Genomic DNA, 19,097 nt, shown 5'->3' with positions numbered 1-19,097 from the left:
ATTTGAAGACCTTTCAAACGGGTTTCTCTACTTTTAGAGGTTTTTATTATTCTACTCTTATATTTTATATGTTTTTATATATGTGTATATTTTTATATATGTATTATATATATATTATATATAAGGGTTTCAGGAAGCTAGAATCCTCCATATTGGCGGACTTCAGATATGCCGTTCCTAGGAACGGTTTTAGGAACGCATGGTGAAAACCCGCCATACAGGCTAATTCTAGATTCCTGCTTCCTAATTCCTGATTTAGGAAGCCAGTAATTAGGAACGGAACTTAAGGTTATAGAGAGCATACTTTTCAACTATTTTCCTCTTAAAAATTTAAGCTATTCTTTTAATAGCGAAATCCACATTTTTAGCTCTTTAGGTGATATTGAATTTCAAAATATGAAATTCTTATATGTTTTTAATATAACTTTAGGAAGCCTGAGCTACCCATTCTTAAAAATATTGAAATCCATTCAAAATAGGTTCCAAAAACCTGAACTGTATTATTTTAAATTGTATCAGTATTATTCTCAAAAAAAAACAATAGAATATCAATAGATTAAAAATTGCATCAGTATTATTTATTTTTGCTCCTGTCCTACATAAGGGCATTAATAACTTCCATCCTTAAAGCATTAATTTGTTTTAGGGAAAACCATGAAATTAAAAAATATAGCTATAATTGTTAAAAACGTAAAATACCAAGCCTATAGACTAAAACTTGCCAAGTGCTTTATTGATGAGAATAACGAAGACCTTGAGCAAGAACTCTTCTGTGAAATTTGGCCATGTCTTGATCAGTATGATGAAGATAAAAGTAGTTTTAACACCTTTGTAGCAAGATTAACTGAAAATAAAGCTATTAACATGTTAAAGAAACAGCAATGTGCAAAACGTAATATCAATAACTATATTAGCATTGATGTAACAGAGCTACTTGAGGGTGAAATAACAAAACGCATTGATGTAGACTATATGATCTCGGTTTTACCAAAGGAATGGCAAAATATATGTGAGCAACTTAAATTTTTTAACTTACATGAAGTTGCCAAAATGAACAACGTTTCAAGAACCACTTTAAACAATATTATCAAGAAGATACGTGCCAAACTTTCTCCTATTTACTACGAAGGCAAAAAGAAAAATTGAACAAAATTTTTGCCTTTCTTGTATATATATACATCGTAGCATGGATAAATAATGGTTCTTAAAATTTTGAATAATAATGAAAGATTGCAAACAATATCAACTGTAAAAATGGTCATCTTTGGTCCTTATGGTATTGGTAAAACAAGTCTCCTAAAGACCGTAGATGAACCAACACTTTGCCTTGATTTTGAAGCAGGGCTTCTTGCTGTTCAAGATTGGCAAGGAGATTCAATTAGTCTTCGCACTTGGAATGAAGCTAGAGATATTGCTTGTCTTATAGGGGGGCCTAATCCTGCGCTGAAGTCTGATCAAGCATATAGCCAAAGACACCATGAACATGTATCTGGTAAGTACAAAGATCTTTTCCCTGAGTTTTCTAAATACCGATGCATCTTTGTAGATAGTATAACCGTTGCTTCACGTTTATGTCTATTATGGGCAAAAATGCAACCTGAGGCTTTTTCTGAGAGATCGGGAAAACAGGACATGAGAGCTGCATATGGATTACTTGCTCAGGAAATGATGGCTTGGCTCAATCAATTTCAACACATCAGAGACAAAGACATCATCATAGTTGGCACTTTAGGTCAATATCTCGATGATTTCAATCGTCCAATTTGGCTACCTCAATGCGAAGGGGCTAAAACTGCTAGTGAAATTCCTGGGATAGTTGACGAAGTAATCAGTATGATTGGAATCAAGAAAAATGATGGAACGGAGAAGCGCTCTTTTGTTTGCCACACTTTAAACCCTTGGGGATACCCAGCTAAGGACCGTAGTGGACGCCTGAGTATGGTTGAAGAACCACACTTAGGTAAGCTGCTTACAAAGATTAAAAGCAAGTTTTAAAATTTAAACATGGAGAGTGATATATGTTACAAAACCTATTAACTGATTTTAACACTGTAAAACCGCAAAGTAGATTGATACCTAAAGGGACAATAGTAAAAGTAAAAATGACAATCAAGCCTGGAGGTTATGAGCATTGGTTTACTAAAAGCCCCACTACCGGTAGCATTTATTTAAATACAGAATTTACCGTTATTGAAGGCCCATACGCAAAGCACAAAATTTATCAAATAATTGGTATTAAAAGTAGTAAAGCAGAAGATACTTGGGGAGAAATGGGTCGTTCTATGCTTCGCAGTATCTTGGAATCGGCACGTGACATTCATCCACATGATAACTCAGAAAATGCAATCCTTGCTCGTAAGTTAAATTCAGTTGCAGAATTAAATGGCTTAGAGTTTACAGTAAAGGTAGGTGTTATAACTGATGAATATGGAGAGAAGAACAAAATTGCCTCGGTAGTTACTCCAGAATACCGCAAAAATTATGAAATTGACAGAGTACCATTTTGAAGTACGACGAGGAAAAGCTTTGGTCTGCTGTCGTTACTAGAGGTATTCAGGACGCAGTAGGAAAAAACCCAAAGCTAAGAGAAGAAGCAATTAATTGGCTGAATTCAAAATCTTTTGAAACTGTTTGTGAGCTAGCTAATCTCAACTTTACACGTATGAAAAATATGTATGGGAATTTTATGTCTAAAAAGCAAAAAGAGTTAAAGATGTTATTGATTGATAATATCAAGGAGTGTGTTTCTTACCTACTTCCAAATGGTGAGTTTTACCGAGAAAAAACTTATATTGGAGACTTAAATGGAAATACAATTACAGTTAAAATAGTAGGTAAGGAAGCTGGTGATTGGCGTAATTTTACTGAAGGAACTGGTGGTGATATTATTGATCTTTGGATTTTAATTAAGGGTGATATATATTCTGCTAGAAAGTGGCTCAATAAAAAATCAAAGAGTGGAGAAAAAAAAGGGCGGAAAAGAGAAGAAAAAATATTTTCTGTAAAGCAGTACTTAAGTGATCAATCACCAATACCAGAAGATATAATAGCTCCACGAATTCTCACTCCAGGTGGTCTTTTAGTCATTGGTGGTACGCCAAAGGTTGGCAAAAGTTATTTTCTTCTCTCTTTGCTTGCACATCTTGCAGCAGGAGTGTCGTTTCTTAAGATGAAGTCAGCAAGGCCACTAAAAATAATCTATCTGCAAAATGAGATGGAGTACAATTATATCAGGGAACGCATACAACAAATCATAACTAATCAAAGGCTGCCAAATCTAGCAGAGGAAAACTTGATTGTTACTACAAAGATGAGATTAACTTTAAATGATGAAGGTATAGAGAGAATAAAAGATATAATAGGAGAAAAATTTAAAACGATAGATCTTATCGTTTTGGATTCTCTTGACTATGAAAATATGTTTTCTGGCCTGCAAAGCAGAGTAGAAAAACTACGTTCTGTAATTAATCCTATGGCTGGAATCATTATTACACGTCATACCAGAAAAGTATCCACAGCTACACTCGCAAAAAGTCCTTTTCAAGCTTTAATTGGTGCTAATGCTTTAAGAAGTTTTTATACATCTGGTATGGTAATGTTTCAACCAAATAAACGTACAAATGTCTTGCAAGTAGTATATGAGCTAAGAAACGGTAAATCAATACCAGCAAAATTCATTAGCAGAGTAAATGGGCGTTGGCAGAACTCTAAAGTTATAGCTACGGCTTAATTTATCCACAAAAACCGACACTATGCTAGAGCTAAAAACTCAGCTTTTGCAAAACATCAGATCTTGTCTTTTTCATCTTTTACCAAGAGGGACATTTCGTGGTGATAAGTTTTATGTAGGTGATGTACAGGGTAACAAGGGCAAAAGTACTGTAATAGAGTTAACAGGCGAAAGAGCCGGATTATGGAAAGATTTTGCAACTGGAGAAGGTGGTGACATTATTGATCTTTGGGCAACGGTACACGGGAAGAATGCGAGAATAGAGTTTCCTGAAGTAATGCTCTCAATAAGTGAATGGCTTGGAAAAACCAACTTCAAAGAACAGAGAAATTTAGAACAATACTTAACTTGTAGTTGGAACTACTACGATGAAAATAACCAATTGATTGTAATAGTCTACCGTTATGATCCTCCTTTAGAGAAAAAACAGTTTAAACCATTTGATGTTAAAAAACAAAGATTCAAAGAGCCAGAAATAAGGCCACTCTACAACATTCCAGGTATTTTAAAATCTGATAAGGTTGTTCTGGTTGAAGGAGAAAAATGCGCAGAAGCACTTATAGAGAAAGGAATAACTGCAACAACAGCAATGTTTGGAGCAAATGCGCCTATTGATAAAACAGATTGGACTCCGCTTAAGGGCAAGCATATTATTATTTGGCCAGACAACGATGAAGCAGGTAATAAATATACCAAAAACGCTGAAAAGAGACTTTTAGAACTTGGTGTTGCATCACTTGCTACGCTTAAGATTCCACCGAATAAACCAAAGAGTTGGGATGCTGCTGATTGTGTGTTAGAGGGAATAAATATTGAAGAATTTATCGAAAAAAACTCAAGAAAAATAATTATTAAACCACCACTTGATATTTTTAGCTGGAGCGTAGAGCGTTTTGTAGGCCCAGTACCAAAGCAAAGATTCTTGGTTGAAGGATTATTTCCTTTGGGTGTAACCTCCATTTTGGCTGCAATGGGAGATACAGGCAAAGGTATGCTACTTCTTGACCTAGCCCTCAAGGTTGCAGGTAGCATAGATCAGGTATGCGGATTTGGTCCACTTGTTACTGAACATGGATCTGTGGTGGTATTTTCTGCGGAGGATGATACAAATGAAATACATCGTCGCTTAGAACGACTTGATCCAAAATGCGAGAGATTGAAATATAAAGGTAGGCTATTTATTGTACCATTACCAAACATCGGAGGATCTCTTACCATACTTAAGAACGTTCGCGGTAAAGTTGTAGAAATCTCTCCAGAATTTGAGTCGGTAATGAAGCAGCTGAGCAGGATAAAGGATTTAAAGCTCATTATATTTGATCCCCTTGCTTCTTTCATTCATGCAGATTTAAATGCTGATCCAGCAGTAGGGGATTATCTCATGTGTTTATTATCTGATTTAGCATGTAGCACTGGAGCTTCAATAATTACTGCACATCATATGAGAAAGCTGAAGGGAGAAAAGCCTATATCAACAGTAGAGCAAGCACGAGATGCTATTCGAGGCACTTCTGCTCTCGTAAATGGAGTCAGGTGTTCTTTTGCTTTTTGGCCTGTTGAAGATATGACTAAACCAATGATTTTTAGGTCAATTAGAAAAATCCCAAGACAAAATGCACTATTTTATGGAGCTGTTGTTAAAGCAAATGGCCTGGCTGATCGTACCATACGCACTTACCTAAGAAATGAAGAAACAGGGCTATTGGAAGACATCACTGAACAATTAAAAGCTCAAAATATTAGCGATAAAGATCTTAAAATATATCTTATTGATTCAATTGCGCGAGCTGCTATTTCAGGACATCCATTTACTCACACAGGAAGTGCAGGAATACATAAACAACGACATAGACTGCCTGAAGTTTTTCATAGTATGGGAAGAGATAGATTAGAGCGTATAGTGCAAGAGCTTTTACAGGCAAAGCAAATAGTTAAAGGAATGGCTAATGGTTCAAAAGAGGATAAATGGCTCGATATTAAAACAGGACCATTTGCACGTGGAGTGGGAAAATTTATTCATGGAGCTGAAAAAAACTATTTTTGATAACAAAAAACTCTATTTTTTTATAGTCAAAGTAAAAGGGTTAATACGATAACCATGTGATGATCTTTGCCAACCAAGGGTTTGTATTACATCATCACGTTCAATACTTAATCCTAATTTCTCAGCCAATGTAGCTTTGATCGTTTTTTGCATCTTGTTTAATGGTTTTCTGATTTGATGTTCTAAATCTGCTTCTAAACTAAGTCCCAAGAGTTTTTCTAACTGATTAATATTGAGAAGTGTATGTTTTTCAGGTGGTAATTCTTTCTCACAGTCATGTAAAAATTGCTTGAACAATATTCGAAAAATATTAAGGCATGATGCAGCTTTTTTATTTATAACTTCAATACTATTAACATATACCATACCTTTAACTACTTGTAACTCCAAAAGTTTTGTTGGTATAATTGGTTCAACACGTTTAAGCGAAATATATGAAGCTGGTAAAACTTGCAAAGAAGTATTTTCTACCACCTCTGGTACTCCTCTTTTATCTGCCTCTTGGAATATCTCAGTTACAGTCTTAAGCTGACAAAACAGTTTCACCATTGGCACTACATATAGATTCAGCAATAGATTTGGTATATCTTTTTTTAGAGTGATGAGAACTGTCGGATGGACTCTAAGTTTATCTATAGTTAAAAATATCGCATCAGTACAAAAATCAAGGATTATTAGATTTACAATACGACCTTGATTACAAATATAATAAACTCCTTTTTCCACTTTTTCCCACATAAGTCTTGAATCATTCAACTTTGTTTCAAACCAGTCTATGATTTTCTCTATATTTAAGTATATGGATAAGAGATGAAATCTCTGTTTTTTATAAGTATTAGGCAAAATATGACGAGAACAGTTTTCACAAATAGCGTCATCACATGCTTCATCAAAGTCTGGATCGATAAAAATCTCATTGCTACAACTTGGATCAATTACATTTGGCCAATCAAGATGATCTTCTTCACGAGAGCAAACAATATAGTACCTTTCTTGCATTTTTATCAATCCAAGATCAAATAAGTATCTTGCTGCTTTAATGTGATTTTGACTTGGATTAACCCAAGAACTATTTGAACTTAAAAGATCAGCAATTTGCTCGTGAAAGGATTTTAAGACCATAAGATTGTTCCATATGTTTCTTCAGGTCCTCTCTTTCTTTTTTATTGAGCGGATGCTCTGAATAATAAATTTCCCCACTTGATTTGAAAGAAAATGTTACCTTTTTGTTTTGGAACATTACTTTAGCTGATTGAATAGATTGTAGTATGTTGCCAATAGACGGCTTTAAAATATGTAACTCTGGTGCAATAGGATCGTACGGCTTTACACTTAAAGTAAGATATGTATTACTATTTTTAAAATAATCTGACTTAAAATTTAACTCAAATATACAAATATTAGGGTCAGAACCCTCTATACATGCTTGAAGGAATTTATGCACTTGTAGTAGAAAGTTCTTATCCTGTATATTTACAAAAGTACATTCGCAGTTAAAATAACCACTTACAATACTATTTGCTATTTCCACAGCTTTATTGGTATTTTTAGCACAGAGATTAACCTTTGTACCATCAATCGAAAAATCTAAAATCATCCACTCAGGTTTATGGCCATGAACAACTTTGTTTGAATTAAGCAGTAAATCCATGTCACTTCCTCGACGTACAAACATATATATCCGATCTTGATGATGGAAAAAACCCTGCAATTGGTTTTCAAACTTCAGTATCTGCTCTACAGCTTCTTGTGACATAAATTCCTTGAATGAAGTGTTTATTTGTCTTGGTGATTTCTGTAGAGCAAATGATACGAAACCTCTCTTTTGTACTTTATCAAAGTGATAGACAGATTTTAGAAGTTCACAATTTATGTGAAACAGTAAAAATAACAAGGATCTTTTATCATACTTAGTATTATTTTTTATCAGGTACGATCTCATTAACTCTTGAGTGAGGGCAAATCTTGCTACTTCACTGACTGTAGCTTCAAGTTTCGTACGATCAAAGTAGCTAATGAGATAATAGTTAAAAAGAGAGTCAGAGTAACTGGCAAGTATCTTACGTTTTTGTTGAGTGGATCTATCATCGTAGTCTCCGTCTTGAAAAAGTTGTCCATTTAAATGATTTTTAAAGCAATGCTGAAAAATAATGCTCAGTTGTTTACCAGAAAGGGAATCTAACCAAGACTGACGTATATTAGAATCCTGAAAACGATCTAATAAAAGGTTAACAGGAACTTCTAAGTCGCTCTCCCAGAATTTATGACTTGGATAAATCTCCATAACATATTAAATAAGCCATGTTATACATAATATGATGATTTAGGCAAAGATTTTTTGGACATAATTTCTTCAAATCTTGTATATTTATTAGGGAGAATTTGTGTGAACTAGATAGCTTTCTTAAACGAGACATAAGGTGTGCATTGGTTTAGTTTAATAGAAGTCTCCTAACCTATAAAAAAATTCACAGGAAGAAAAACATGCAAAAAGGAGAGTTGGCTATTTATTGGGGTTATAAGCCTAATCGATTGGCAGATACATATCTAGCAGATGCTTATGAACAATTATTGAAATGTAAAATAAAGGAGGTGAAAGAAAATGACAACAGTAAGCTTATATGCAAGAGTTTCATCAAGACAACAAGCACAGGAGAATACGATAGAGAGTCAGATTGTAGAATTGGAGCGTCGCATTAGTAGCGATGGACATGAGTTATTAGATGAGCATAAGTTTGTCGATAATGGTTATAGTGGATCAAATTTAGAACGTCCTGGCTTAGAAAATTTACGTGATAGAGTAGCAGAAGGTAAGATTGATAAGATATATATTCATTCACCTGATCGGCTATCACGTAAATTTTCATATCAAATGATCTTACTCGAAGAGTTTAAAAAGGCTGGATCTGAAATAGTATTTTTGAATCATAAGTTTGATGATAATCCGGATTCCCATTTATTTCTACAGATTCAGGGAGCAATAGCAGAGTATGAACGTGCAAAGATTATGGAACGAAACCGTAGAGGTAAACTTCATGCGGCCAAAGCTGGGTGTATAAGTGTGATGGGTAGGGCGCCTTACGGTTATCGCTACATAGCAAAACATGTAGGTGAAGGAAGTGCTCAATTTGAGGTTGATGAAGAAGAGGCAAATATAGTGCGTAAAATATTTAGTCGGGTTGGCCAAGAAAGAGCAAGTATAGGAGAAGTTGTACATGAACTGAATAAGATACCGGTAATAACACGAACAGGAAAAAGGTATTGGAAAAGGAGCACTATTTGGAACATGTTAAAAAATCCTGCTTATATAGGACAAGCAGCTTATGGTAAAACTAGGACATGCTCAAAACCACAAGTAAAAAAATCAAAAAAAGGAACTTGTGGTAAACTTAAAAGTGGTCGCTTTAATAGTGATAAAGAGAATTGGACTTATATTCCAGTACCAAAAATAATCAATGAGCATTTATTTGATTCAGTGCAGGCACAACTAACTGAAAATAGGCAAAGAGCAAGAGTACGACAAAGAAGAGAAACATATTTATTGCAAGGTTTAATGGTATGTCAACGTTGTCAATATACTTATTGTGGTACAAACCACGTTCATAAAAAGTCGACATATTATTACTATCGTTGCTCTGGTACAAACTCTAGCAAATTCAATGGCAATAAAATCTGCGATAATAAATCAATACGCACTGATATATTAGATGGAGTTATATGGGAAGAAGTCAAGAGTATCTTGAAAGAGCCAGATAGGATTGCAAATGAATATCAACGTAGATTATCAGAGAACAAAAAACCTTTACATAATCAAACACGTGAAAAGCAAGAAAGTAAGTTAAGATTAAGTATCAAAAAATTTATTGATAGCTATGCTAAAGGGTTTATAAGCCAAGAAGAATTTGAACCAAGAATCACAACAATGAAACAGCATTTGAAAGAAATTGAAGAAGAGAAAGAAAGAACGCTTGATCAAAAAAAACTACAACAAGAATTGAGCCTTGTTACAGATAGCTTGAAAAACTTTTCCTCAAGTGTTGAATCAAAGCTTGATCAAGTGGATTGGCAGACTAAGCAAAATATTATTAGAATGTTAATTCATCAAATTGAAATCAATCACAATCACTTGTATATAGTATTTCGCATAAAAAGTCTTGCAAATTTTGATCAAAATAGCCATAATAGAATTATGCAATGTTGTACTGGCAGTCAATATTGTTGGATTACCGGATAAAACTGTTGCAGAATCCAAAGAGCGCATCAGAGCAGCGTTAAATTCAATCAATCTACTACTACCTCCAAAAAGAATTACAGTTAATCTCTCCCCTGCGGATTTGCTGAAAGAAGGCAGTCATTATGACTTGGCTATTGCTATTGGACTACTTGTTGTAATGAATGTGATACCAGTTGAAAAAGTTCAGTCTTATATCATTATGGGTGAGCTTGCCCTTGATGGCAGAGTTATTCCAGTTTCAGGTGTGCTGCCAACAGCAATCAATGCAAAACAGACAAATAAAGGAGTAATTTGCCCAAGGGGAAATGGAGTAGAGGCTTTATGGGTAAAGAATGTTTCAATTCTAGCTATAGAGAAATTAACTGATATTATCAGACACTTTAAGGGTAAACAATTAATTCAGCCAGTAATTTTTAATTATAGTGATGCACCCAAAGAAAAAAGATTGATTCCCGATATGAAGGATATCAAAGGCCAAGTTGTTGCAAAAAGAGCAGCTGAAATTGCAGCAGCAGGTGGACATAATATGCTTCTTGTTGGCCCTCCTGGTACTGGAAAGTCAATGCTTGCTAAGCGCTTTATAGGATTGCTGCCTGATTTGACCGAACAGGAGATGATTGATGTTAATATTATTTCCAGCATAACAAAAACTGGTAATGAAATATTCAAAGTAGCGCGTCCCTTTCGTGAACCTCATCATTCATGCTCTATGCCAGCAATGATAGGAGGAGGAAAGAATGCAAAACCTGGAGAAATTACCATGGCTCATAATGGCGTGTTATTCCTTGATGAGTTGCCAGAATTTCCAAGACTTGTGCTTGATTCTCTGCGCCAACCACTTGAAGATAGAAAAGTTACCGTTGCAAGGGCAAATGCTCACATAACCTACCCTGCAAATTTTCAACTGATTGCTGCAATGAACCCTTGCAGGTGCGGTTATTTAGGTGATGCAAGTAGATCGTGCAACAAAGCTCCAAAGTGTGGCACAGATTACAAAAACAAAATATCAGGACCATTGCTTGATAGAATAGACATATGCATTGAAATGCCAAACGTTAGCATACTCTCTCCTGAAATCTCTGTGGAGGGAGAAAGTACTAAGATCATGAGAGAAAGAGTGATAGCAGCGAGAAAAATTCAAACTGAGCGTTATAGTAAATTGAATGTTCGTTGTAACGCAGAAGTAAGCGGTGAAGCATTTAATAAATTTACTGAACCAGATCAGGCAGGGTTAGAATTGCTAAAATACGTACTGAAAGAAAATTACATTTCCAATCGAGGCTACACACGCGTATTAAAAGTTGCAAGAACCATTGCAGATCTTGCAAAAACTGAAAAAGTAAAAAGAGCACACATTGCTGAAGCGTTGAATTACAGAATAAGGGTATATTAAAAAATTAGTTTACTTGACAGACAATTTGTTTCATTATATACTGCCCTTAATGAAATTTTAACATTCTATTTAAGGAGTAGAGTTATGACAATAAATATTACAGCAGAAGATTCTTTCATTGGAGCTAATAAAACAGGATATAATAAGTCTGAGAAAGGGTTTTTGAATACAACCAAGGGAGTTGCTAGCGTAAATTGGCAATACGTATGTCACCATCCATACAAAACGGCCGCGACTTTTGTAGCAATTGCAGCAGCAATTTCGCTTACAGCTGCTTATTTTTTGAGCCCAGCTTATGCGGCTTTCGTTGGTACAGTTGGAACAAAAGCTGCAACACTCGTTAGTCCTGCTATTACTGCAGTATCTGCATTTTTAGTTGCTCATCCATTAGTTGCTAGTTTGATAGTTGTTGCTGCGGTGGCAGCTTTAATAGCTGCACCTGTGTATGCATGTCTGAACAGTAGTAAGGCAAGTCAAATTGATGCAGTGAAAGAAGTATTCAATAAGTGTGAAAAAGATAAAGATGGTGATAAGCCTGCAATGGATGGTGATAAGGTTAAAGTAAAGGATGGTGATGCATCAACGCTCTTGACTGAAATTGGAGTAGCAATTGGAGTAGTTCCAGCACCAGCACCAGCAAAAGCATAATAAAGTAGCTTAAGCAGAATAAAAAGGGATAGGTTTCTATCCCTTTTTATAACATTTTCTATTTTTTTGTATCGATAGAATGATACCTTCTAAAAATACAAAGTTATTATTTGTTATTTAAAATGTTATTAAGAATAAGTAAACCATATTTACTATTTTATGTCTATAGGAGTGAAAAGTATTTGCTTATTATTAAAAAAGCGGTAACTTATTATCAAGTGAATTCGCTAAATTTGAGTAATTTAAATGTCTATTGATCTTAGTCTACCGGAGTTACCTATATTACACCCAAGGATTACCGTTGTGGGAGTGGGTGGTGCTGGTGGAAATGCTGTGAATAACATGATCCAATCCAATTTGCAAGGAGTGAATTTTGTTGTCGCAAATACCGATGCTCAAGCACTAGAAAAGTCTTTGTGTGATAAAAAAATTCAACTGGGTATTAACTTAACCAAGGGTCTTGGTGCTGGTGCTTTGCCTGATGTTGGCAAAGGTGCAGCAGAAGAATCAATTGATGAGATTATGGAGCATATAAAAGATAGTCATATGCTTTTCATCACAGCAGGAATGGGCGGTGGTACTGGAACCGGTGCAGCACCGGTAATTGCAAAAGCAGCCAGAGAAGCAAGAGCCGCAGTTAAGGATAGAGCGCCAAAAGAAAAAAAGATATTGACTGTTGGAGTTGTAACTAAACCGTTCGGTTTTGAAGGTGTGCGCCGTATGCGCACTGCAGAGTTTGGACTTGAAGAATTGCAAAAATACGTGGATACACTTATTGTCATTCCAAATCAGAATTTATTTAGAATTGCAAATGAAAAAACTACATTTTCTGATGCATTTAAACTTGCTGATAATGTTCTGCACATTGGCATCAGAGGAGTAACTGACTTGATGGTCATGCCAGGGCTTATTAATCTTGACTTCGCTGATATAGAAACAATAATGAGCGAGATGGGTAAAGCGATGATCGGCACCGGAGAGGCAGAAGGAGAAGATAGAGCAATTAGTGCTGCGGAAGCTGCAATATCCAATCCATTACTTGATAATGTATCAATGAAAGGTGCGCAAGGAATATTAATTAACATTACTGGTGGCGGAGATATGACTCTGTTTGAAGTTGATGCTGCAGCCAATAGAGTGCGTGAAGAAGTAGATGAAAATGCAAATATAATATTTGGTGCTACTTTTGATCAAGCGATGGAGGGAAGAGTTAGAGTTTCTGTTCTTGCAACTGGCATTGATGGTCGCAATAATAAATCAGAAACTTCACCTATAAGTCAGAGCGAAGACTCAGAGAAAGAGAAATTTAAGTGGCCCTATAGTCACAGTGAAAGTACGCAAGACAAAACACTGGAAACAAAACCAACTGAACAGGTAAGCGAAGGAGCTAAGTGGGGCAGCAATGTTTATGATATACCGGCTTATTTAAGAAGAAAAAAATAATGCAACTTTGGCTACTCAAGTCAGAGCCAAGTGAATACTCATGGCAAAAAATGGAAAAGGAGCAGGTAGTTGAGTGGGATGGCGTGCGCAATTATCAAGCTCAAAATTACATGAAAATTATGAAAGTAAGCGATCTTGCGTTTTTTTATCATACAGGTAAAGAGAAAGCAATACTTGGAATCGTTGAAGTATTTAAAGAGTATTATCATGTTAATGATCACAAGTTCGGATTAGTGAATGTAAAGTTTTTGAACCCTTTAAATAACCAAGTAACGTTAAATAATATAAAACAAAACCCACTTTTGAAAAATATGGCTATATTAAAACAACCACGTTTATCAATTACCCCAGTTTCGGAAATTGAATGGAATGAAATAATAAGCATGAGTGATGTGTAATACCTGTCATTTCAGTTCCTAAATGATGTCATCTCAGCACGCAACGCACAGCTGTATGAATATTTGTCTCGAAGGCAGTGCATTAAACGTTATAGCCGATTTTGCATCAAACACAAAGGTGTCATTCCAGTGCTTGACACTGGAATCCAGCCTTAATGCAACCACATTAAAGCCGTTGTGTTTTAATATAAGATTAGCTACTTTTATATTCACTAACTTGATGTCTAATCAAAATTCCTGGATCCCAGTGTCTAGGCACTGGGATGACATCCTTCTAGTGTACAATATTCGTACAGTTGTGTACATGACACAAGGGTCTATAACTCTTCTTTTTTGGATTCCAGTGTCAGCTATTTGCATGACACCCTTACTGATGTGTCACTCATGTTAGAAGTAAATATTCTTGACAAGAAATGGTGCAGCATCATAGAAAATCCTAAAGATTTTGTATTAGGTGTCATCAATACTTCTCTAAAAGAATTAAAAATAGACCACTATAAACCAAATATATCAATAGCTCTGGCTGATGATGACTTGCTACATCAACTTAATTTAAAATTTAGAGAAATGGATAAACCAACTAACGTACTATCATTTCCGTATGAACAATTGTCTAATGAGTGCGATTTAGGAGACATAGCAATTTCAATAGACACAATAAAAAGAGAATCGCATGAGTATTGTATACCCATTCTTGCTCACATTGCACACATGTTAGTGCATGGATTACTGCATTTACTTGGTTATGATCACCAAAAAAAAGATGAAGAAATTATAATGAAAAATCTAGAAAGAGAGATTTTAGCTTCGCTTGACTACAATATGTGCACGATTTAAAAGGAATTTAATAAAAATATAGTAGATGATAATAAAATATGTTATCTACAAAGGGTTTTAGCTATAAACAATAAAAGGTAAGTGATATGGTTCAGTTTTCTTTGCCAAAGAATTCTAAAATTAATCAAAAGGGCAAAATTTATCCTATTCCTGCTAGAGCAAAAAACATCAGAAGATTTCAAATTTACCGTTGGTCTGCTGATGACGAGAAAAACCCTAGAATAGACACATTTTTTATTGATATGGATAGTTGTGGCCCTATGGTACTTGATGCATTAATAAAAATAAAGGATGAAATAGATTCGACTTTAACTTTCAGACGTTCTTGTAGAGAAGGCATATGTGGATCTTGTGCCATGAATATTGACGGAACCAATACTCTTGCATGTACTAGATCTATACACGATATAAAAGGTGACGTAAAAATATATCCATTACCTCACATGTATGTGATAAAGGACCTAGTCTCAGACTTGAGCCAATTTTATGAGCAATACAAATCAATTAAACCTTGGTTACAAGCAGATAAGCCTGCCCTACCAAATAAAGAATACTCTCAATCTTCTGAAGATAGAAAAAAATTAGATGGCTTGTCCGACTGTATATTATGTGCTTGCTGTTCGACTGGTTGCCCAAGCTACTGGTGGAATAGTGATAAATTTTTAGGACCAGCAATACTATTACAAGCCTACAGATGGATTGCTGACAGCCGTGATAATAAGACAGGTGAAAGACTTGATGTTTTAAACGACCCATTCAAGTTGTATCGTTGTCATACAATAATGAATTGCACAAAAACTTGTCCTAAAGGACTTAATCCAGCAAGAGCAATAGCGAAAGTAAAACAGCTCATGGTAGAGAGAGAAGGAGTTTAAGTATTATCTTTTGCATTCTTCGTAAGAGAACAGCAAACCTTCCGAAGCGTAGGGTATTGTTAATACCCTGAACGCTTTTCCATTCGTGAAATGCATCGTATCATCATACGATTCAAATAATTTTTTGAATAACTCATGTCTTTGGTTACTAATAGTTTGAAAATCCTCTTTTTCTAAAAGCTTTTTAGATTCGAAGAGGTAAAGCATAACTTCATGATAAGTTGGGTAAGATGCCAAAAATTTTGGGTCAAATTGAAAGGTTTTTATGAAAGCATTATTATAAAATTTTAGCTTTTGATTCTTACTATATATTACTATAGCAACCGGCAACCTCTCAAGCAAATTTTTCTGTGTAGCTAAATAACTGTTTAATTCAGTATATAATTTCTCTGCATCACTAACATCTTTCCCATACATTACTATGCTACCAGAACCTTGTATTGGAATTTTAACAAAATCGAAAACCTTAGGTTCGTTCTTGTAAGTTACGACATGCCTTCCTGGTTTTGTGCTATGAGCGCTACTGGTAATAGCAAATTTCTTAGAACCATCTACATACTTATCATAAAACAAATTATAAAATTCCACCTTTCTATTCTTGTTATATTTTAGTATTGGAAATGGTAAAGAGTTGAAAACATTTTTATAGCTCTCCACTTCTTGTGTAAGCTTACTATTTTCTAACTCAAGTCCGTTAGCTTTTATCTTATAGTCTGAGACATTCCTTATCCATAACAGCACACCTATCACATTGGTAGAATCATCTATTATGCTTCTGCCGTAACATATGCAATAAACCTCACTGTCCTTTGACTTTAAATCTAGAGTAAAAGATTTATTTATTTCCTTTGCCTCAACAAAATTTTTAATTAAGCTTTCTGATTGCTCAAAAAAATTCACAAACTCATTAAACGAGTAAAAAACAGTATTAAGCAAAATTAGTAAGTTGGGAGAGAACTTTTCTATACGCTTTTTTGCATCCCAAATATAAAACCCATCATTCACAGTATCAATTAAATTATTTATGATAACATTTTGATGCTGTAAGTTCTTAATCTTATTACTAATTTTTAATTTAGAATAAGAGAGAAAGAATAATATTAGAATCAATATTAAAACCACTTCATACAAAAAAAACATAGCACTTTTAAAACAAATGTAAAAATTTGTAACCGCTCAGAATTATGCTGAAGAGGTATATAAGTAAAGATTGCCTAACATTTGAAAGCCCAATCTCTTATAAAGGTTCACAGAAGATTTCATACAATGTGCTACTATATATTTGCATTCAAGCTGCTTAGCTATCTTTATTCTTTCTAAAACCATTTGGGTACCTATTCCACGATTCCTGTAAATTGGTAAAACTCCATCACTATAAAAACCAGCTACGCTGTCTTGAACATAAAGACCGCATGTCCCAATAATTTCACTATTTAGTGTTACAAGAAAAAATCTTAATCTTGAGTTTTTATCATCATAATTTGATAATCCGCGAAAAAATGTGCTGACAATTCCAACGCCATGATAAAAAATTTTAGAAGTGTGTAAATCTAACTGTTCTAAGAGGTCGCTACCATTTACAGCATTTAACCTCAAGTTTGGAATAACATCAGCAGGTAAAAAGTAATTTTTCATATTAAGTAAAGCTTTTTTTGGTGTGCTAACGTGTTTTATTTCACACTTTTCTAAAATATCTCTTACTTTCATATGTGAATTTATTACCCATGTTGCTTCTATATCTCTTGTTCTGAGATAATCTAGAGTTTTTTGTATAGAAAGCTCGGTACATTGATCTCCACAGAACACAAAATTAAATAATGACTCCCTGGTACCATTTATTGTAAATGTAACGTTATCAAATTCATCGTGTACTTCCCACTCAGATAAATTCGCTGTGTACAGTATATAATCCTTTAGATTTTGAACAATTAAGCTTGAATAATAAATTTTTTTATCCTGCATACATCAACAATAAACAATAAAAGGCTCCTATAAGAACACAGGCTAAAATTGCAGCTATAATGTCATCTAGCATAACACCTAAAGGACCTTTGGTATTTTTATCGATCAAATTTATAGGCCACGTTTTTATTATATCAAAAAACCTAAAAGAAAAAAAGCACAACAACAATGAAGAGCAATTCATCTCTTGGCTTAACAATATCGAAACTAAAAGTATTGTCAGCAATTGACCAACTACTTCGTCAATTACTACCTCTTTTGGATCACATGAAGTCTCGTAGTGTTTTATATAATTGCCTATAGACCATAGTCCAATCAAAAATAAAAAAAAAATAATTGCTGCACCTAAAATTCTGTCACTCAGTATTACAGGAACAATTGGATAAGAAGCTAAGCTGCCTACGGTACCTGGCATTTTTTTTACTGTGCCAGACAGCCACCATGTTGATATCAATTTATATAAAAATTTCACAATACACCAAAGTACAAAACTAATTTACAAGAACAGAAATAGTATCCTCTATAGAGGCGCTTTCATACAATAATCTATAGACCGCTTCACATATAGGCATTTTTATCTTTAGCTTTCCTGCTAAATTAAATATGGGCTCAGCAGTGCTAAAACCTTCAATCACTGACTTGCCTTCTGACAAAATCTGCTGAACATTAAAGCCATTGTCACTATTACCTATTTTAAACCCAAAAGATAGGTTTCTTGAATTCAAGGATGTGCATGTCATAATTAGATCACCCAGACATGCCGGCCCAAGTAGTGTATTTATATCCACATTACCGTTACCAACTTTTGCTGAGTATAAAGCCTTAATTTCGCTCATACTTTTCGTAATCAATGCTGCATGAGCATTAAACCCAAGTTTACTACCTAGAACAATCCCACACGCTATAGCAAAAACGTTCTTTAACGCTGCACAAACCTGTATCCCTATAACATCACTACTAAGGCGTAATTTAACATTTTCTTGCTGTAGTTCTGATATTAGCTTTGAACCCAATATGTTATTTCGGCACGCAAGAACCATTGAATAGGGCAATTTTTTTGCAACTTCTATAGCAAAACTAGGGCCTGAAAAAATAGCAATAGGATTGTTAGGTAAAACTTCATTTACTATTTCACTAGGTAATTTTAATGTAGACTTTTCTATTCCCTTACAAGCTAAAATTATTGCTACATCTTTTTTCAGATTACAATTATGCAATTGCTGACATACCTCCCTCAGAGACTGAGTGGGAACAGCGAGGATTGTTACTGAAGCATTAATTGTGTCTTCAATAGCCAGTTTTACTGACACATTATCAGAAATTCGACAACCGGGTAGCTTGTCACTTTCTCTTTTCCCGTTGATTGATTCAAATGTAGTTTCATTGCGAGTCCACAAAATCACATCTTTCTTACTACCTAATGAAATTGCGATTGCTGTACCCCATGCACCAGCACCTAAAATTGATATTGCCACACAATATTCCTGAAAGTATTACTTATACTTTAAAATAGTAGGATAAGTAAATTAAAAA

The 19,097-nt window shown here is 34.6% G+C and carries 20 protein-coding genes; 12 read left to right on the top strand and 8 right to left on the bottom strand.

The window, feature by feature from the left end; genetic code table 11:
- Nucleotides 1–654: 654 nt before the first annotated feature.
- The 5 genes from OPR43_RS04820 to OPR43_RS04800 are packed head-to-tail and all read left to right on the top strand — an operon-like array spanning nt 655 to nt 5,774.
- On the top strand, nt 655–1,146 hold the full coding sequence (locus OPR43_RS04820; protein WP_264377344.1) for a sigma-70 family RNA polymerase sigma factor: 492 nt from the start codon (nt 655–657) through the stop codon (nt 1,144–1,146).
- A gap of 51 nt (nt 1,147–1,197) precedes the next feature.
- The gene (locus tag OPR43_RS04815; protein WP_264377343.1) at nt 1,198–1,995 is read left to right on the top strand and encodes an ATP-binding protein; all 798 of its coding nucleotides are present in this window, start codon (nt 1,198–1,200) and stop codon (nt 1,993–1,995) included.
- A gap of 23 nt (nt 1,996–2,018) precedes the next feature.
- Nucleotides 2,019–2,507, top strand: coding sequence for a hypothetical protein (locus OPR43_RS04810; RefSeq protein WP_015587751.1), 489 nt, complete (start codon nt 2,019–2,021; stop codon nt 2,505–2,507).
- On the top strand, nt 2,504–3,730 hold the full coding sequence (locus OPR43_RS04805) for an AAA family ATPase (RefSeq protein ID WP_264377342.1): 1,227 nt from the start codon (nt 2,504–2,506) through the stop codon (nt 3,728–3,730). Before OPR43_RS04810 ends, OPR43_RS04805 begins: the two co-directional genes overlap by 4 nt.
- A 22-nt stretch (nt 3,731–3,752) precedes the next feature.
- A complete protein-coding gene (locus tag OPR43_RS04800; RefSeq protein ID WP_264377341.1) occupies nt 3,753–5,774 on the top strand; it encodes an AAA family ATPase in 2,022 nt (673 codons plus the stop codon).
- Nucleotides 5,775–5,786: 12 nt separating this feature from the next.
- On the opposite strand, the gene OPR43_RS04795 is transcribed toward OPR43_RS04800, so the two are convergent.
- The gene (locus OPR43_RS04795; protein WP_264377340.1) at nt 5,787–6,896 is read right to left on the bottom strand and encodes a hypothetical protein; all 1,110 of its coding nucleotides are present in this window, start codon (nt 6,894–6,896) and stop codon (nt 5,787–5,789) included.
- Nucleotides 6,862–8,058 (bottom strand): hypothetical protein, encoded by a 1,197-nt coding sequence (locus OPR43_RS04790; protein ID WP_226079480.1) that lies wholly within the window; start codon nt 8,056–8,058, stop codon nt 6,862–6,864. The genes OPR43_RS04795 and OPR43_RS04790 overlap by 35 nt, the downstream gene beginning before the upstream one ends.
- A 318-nt stretch (nt 8,059–8,376) precedes the next feature.
- Here OPR43_RS04790 and OPR43_RS04785 point away from each other — a divergent pair, with 318 nt between their 5' ends.
- The 5 genes from OPR43_RS04785 (at nt 8,377) to OPR43_RS04765 (ending at nt 13,890) form a co-directional block, all read left to right on the top strand.
- Nucleotides 8,377–10,008, top strand: a complete 1,632-nt coding sequence (locus tag OPR43_RS04785) for a recombinase family protein (protein ID WP_265034393.1) — start codon at nt 8,377–8,379, stop codon at nt 10,006–10,008.
- On the top strand, nt 9,938–11,401 hold the full coding sequence (locus tag OPR43_RS04780) for a YifB family Mg chelatase-like AAA ATPase (protein WP_265034392.1): 1,464 nt from the start codon (nt 9,938–9,940) through the stop codon (nt 11,399–11,401). Before OPR43_RS04785 ends, OPR43_RS04780 begins: the two co-directional genes overlap by 71 nt.
- A gap of 84 nt (nt 11,402–11,485) precedes the next feature.
- Nucleotides 11,486–12,049, top strand: a complete 564-nt coding sequence (locus OPR43_RS04775) for a hypothetical protein (RefSeq protein ID WP_265034391.1) — start codon at nt 11,486–11,488, stop codon at nt 12,047–12,049.
- A 246-nt stretch (nt 12,050–12,295) separates the two neighbouring features.
- Complete coding sequence (gene ftsZ / locus OPR43_RS04770; protein WP_265034390.1) at nt 12,296–13,492, top strand: cell division protein FtsZ; 1,197 nt, start codon at nt 12,296–12,298, stop codon at nt 13,490–13,492.
- The gene (locus OPR43_RS04765) at nt 13,492–13,890 is read left to right on the top strand and encodes an EVE domain-containing protein (protein WP_265034389.1); all 399 of its coding nucleotides are present in this window, start codon (nt 13,492–13,494) and stop codon (nt 13,888–13,890) included. Before ftsZ ends, OPR43_RS04765 begins: the two co-directional genes overlap by 1 nt.
- A 33-nt stretch (nt 13,891–13,923) precedes the next feature.
- Here OPR43_RS04765 and OPR43_RS04760 read toward each other — a convergent pair whose 3' ends face one another.
- Both OPR43_RS04760 and OPR43_RS08415 read right to left on the bottom strand, forming a co-directional pair.
- Nucleotides 13,924–14,103 (bottom strand): hypothetical protein, encoded by a 180-nt coding sequence (locus OPR43_RS04760; RefSeq protein WP_259348784.1) that lies wholly within the window; start codon nt 14,101–14,103, stop codon nt 13,924–13,926.
- Nucleotides 14,104–14,118: 15 nt separating this feature from the next.
- Nucleotides 14,119–14,250, bottom strand: a complete 132-nt coding sequence (locus OPR43_RS08415; protein ID WP_259348783.1) for a hypothetical protein — start codon at nt 14,248–14,250, stop codon at nt 14,119–14,121.
- 24 nt (nt 14,251–14,274) lie between these two features.
- On the opposite strand from OPR43_RS08415, the gene ybeY reads away from it, so the two are divergent.
- Together ybeY and OPR43_RS04745 are read left to right on the top strand one after the other, a co-directional pair.
- Nucleotides 14,275–14,727, top strand: coding sequence for an rRNA maturation RNase YbeY (gene ybeY, locus OPR43_RS04750; protein WP_265035665.1), 453 nt, complete (start codon nt 14,275–14,277; stop codon nt 14,725–14,727).
- An 86-nt stretch (nt 14,728–14,813) separates the two neighbouring features.
- Nucleotides 14,814–15,602: a succinate dehydrogenase iron-sulfur subunit gene (locus tag OPR43_RS04745; RefSeq protein WP_010082472.1), complete on the top strand. Its 789-nt coding sequence runs from the start codon at nt 14,814–14,816 to the stop codon at nt 15,600–15,602.
- A gap of 3 nt (nt 15,603–15,605) precedes the next feature.
- On the opposite strand, the gene OPR43_RS04740 is transcribed toward OPR43_RS04745, so the two are convergent.
- From OPR43_RS04740 to OPR43_RS04725, 4 genes are read right to left on the bottom strand one after another with little or no spacing between them, the layout of a single operon-like run.
- Nucleotides 15,606–16,742, bottom strand: a complete 1,137-nt coding sequence (locus OPR43_RS04740; protein WP_265034388.1) for a hypothetical protein — start codon at nt 16,740–16,742, stop codon at nt 15,606–15,608.
- A 42-nt stretch (nt 16,743–16,784) separates the two neighbouring features.
- Entirely contained in the window at nt 16,785–17,564 is a 780-nt protein-coding gene (locus OPR43_RS04735; RefSeq protein ID WP_265026324.1) for a GNAT family N-acetyltransferase, read from the bottom strand.
- Nucleotides 17,554–18,036 (bottom strand): phosphatidylglycerophosphatase A family protein, encoded by a 483-nt coding sequence (locus tag OPR43_RS04730; RefSeq protein ID WP_265026323.1) that lies wholly within the window; start codon nt 18,034–18,036, stop codon nt 17,554–17,556. The genes OPR43_RS04735 and OPR43_RS04730 overlap by 11 nt, the downstream gene beginning before the upstream one ends.
- A gap of 19 nt (nt 18,037–18,055) precedes the next feature.
- Entirely contained in the window at nt 18,056–19,039 is a 984-nt protein-coding gene (locus OPR43_RS04725) for an NAD(P)H-dependent glycerol-3-phosphate dehydrogenase (RefSeq protein WP_265034387.1), read from the bottom strand.
- Nucleotides 19,040–19,097: the final 58 nt, after the last annotated feature.

Origin of the sequence: Wolbachia endosymbiont (group A) of Apoderus coryli, assembly GCF_947251615.1 — a bacterium.
GTDB lineage: Bacteria > Pseudomonadota > Alphaproteobacteria > Rickettsiales > Anaplasmataceae > Wolbachia.
This window is presented reverse-complemented; position numbering and strand designations above follow the sequence as displayed.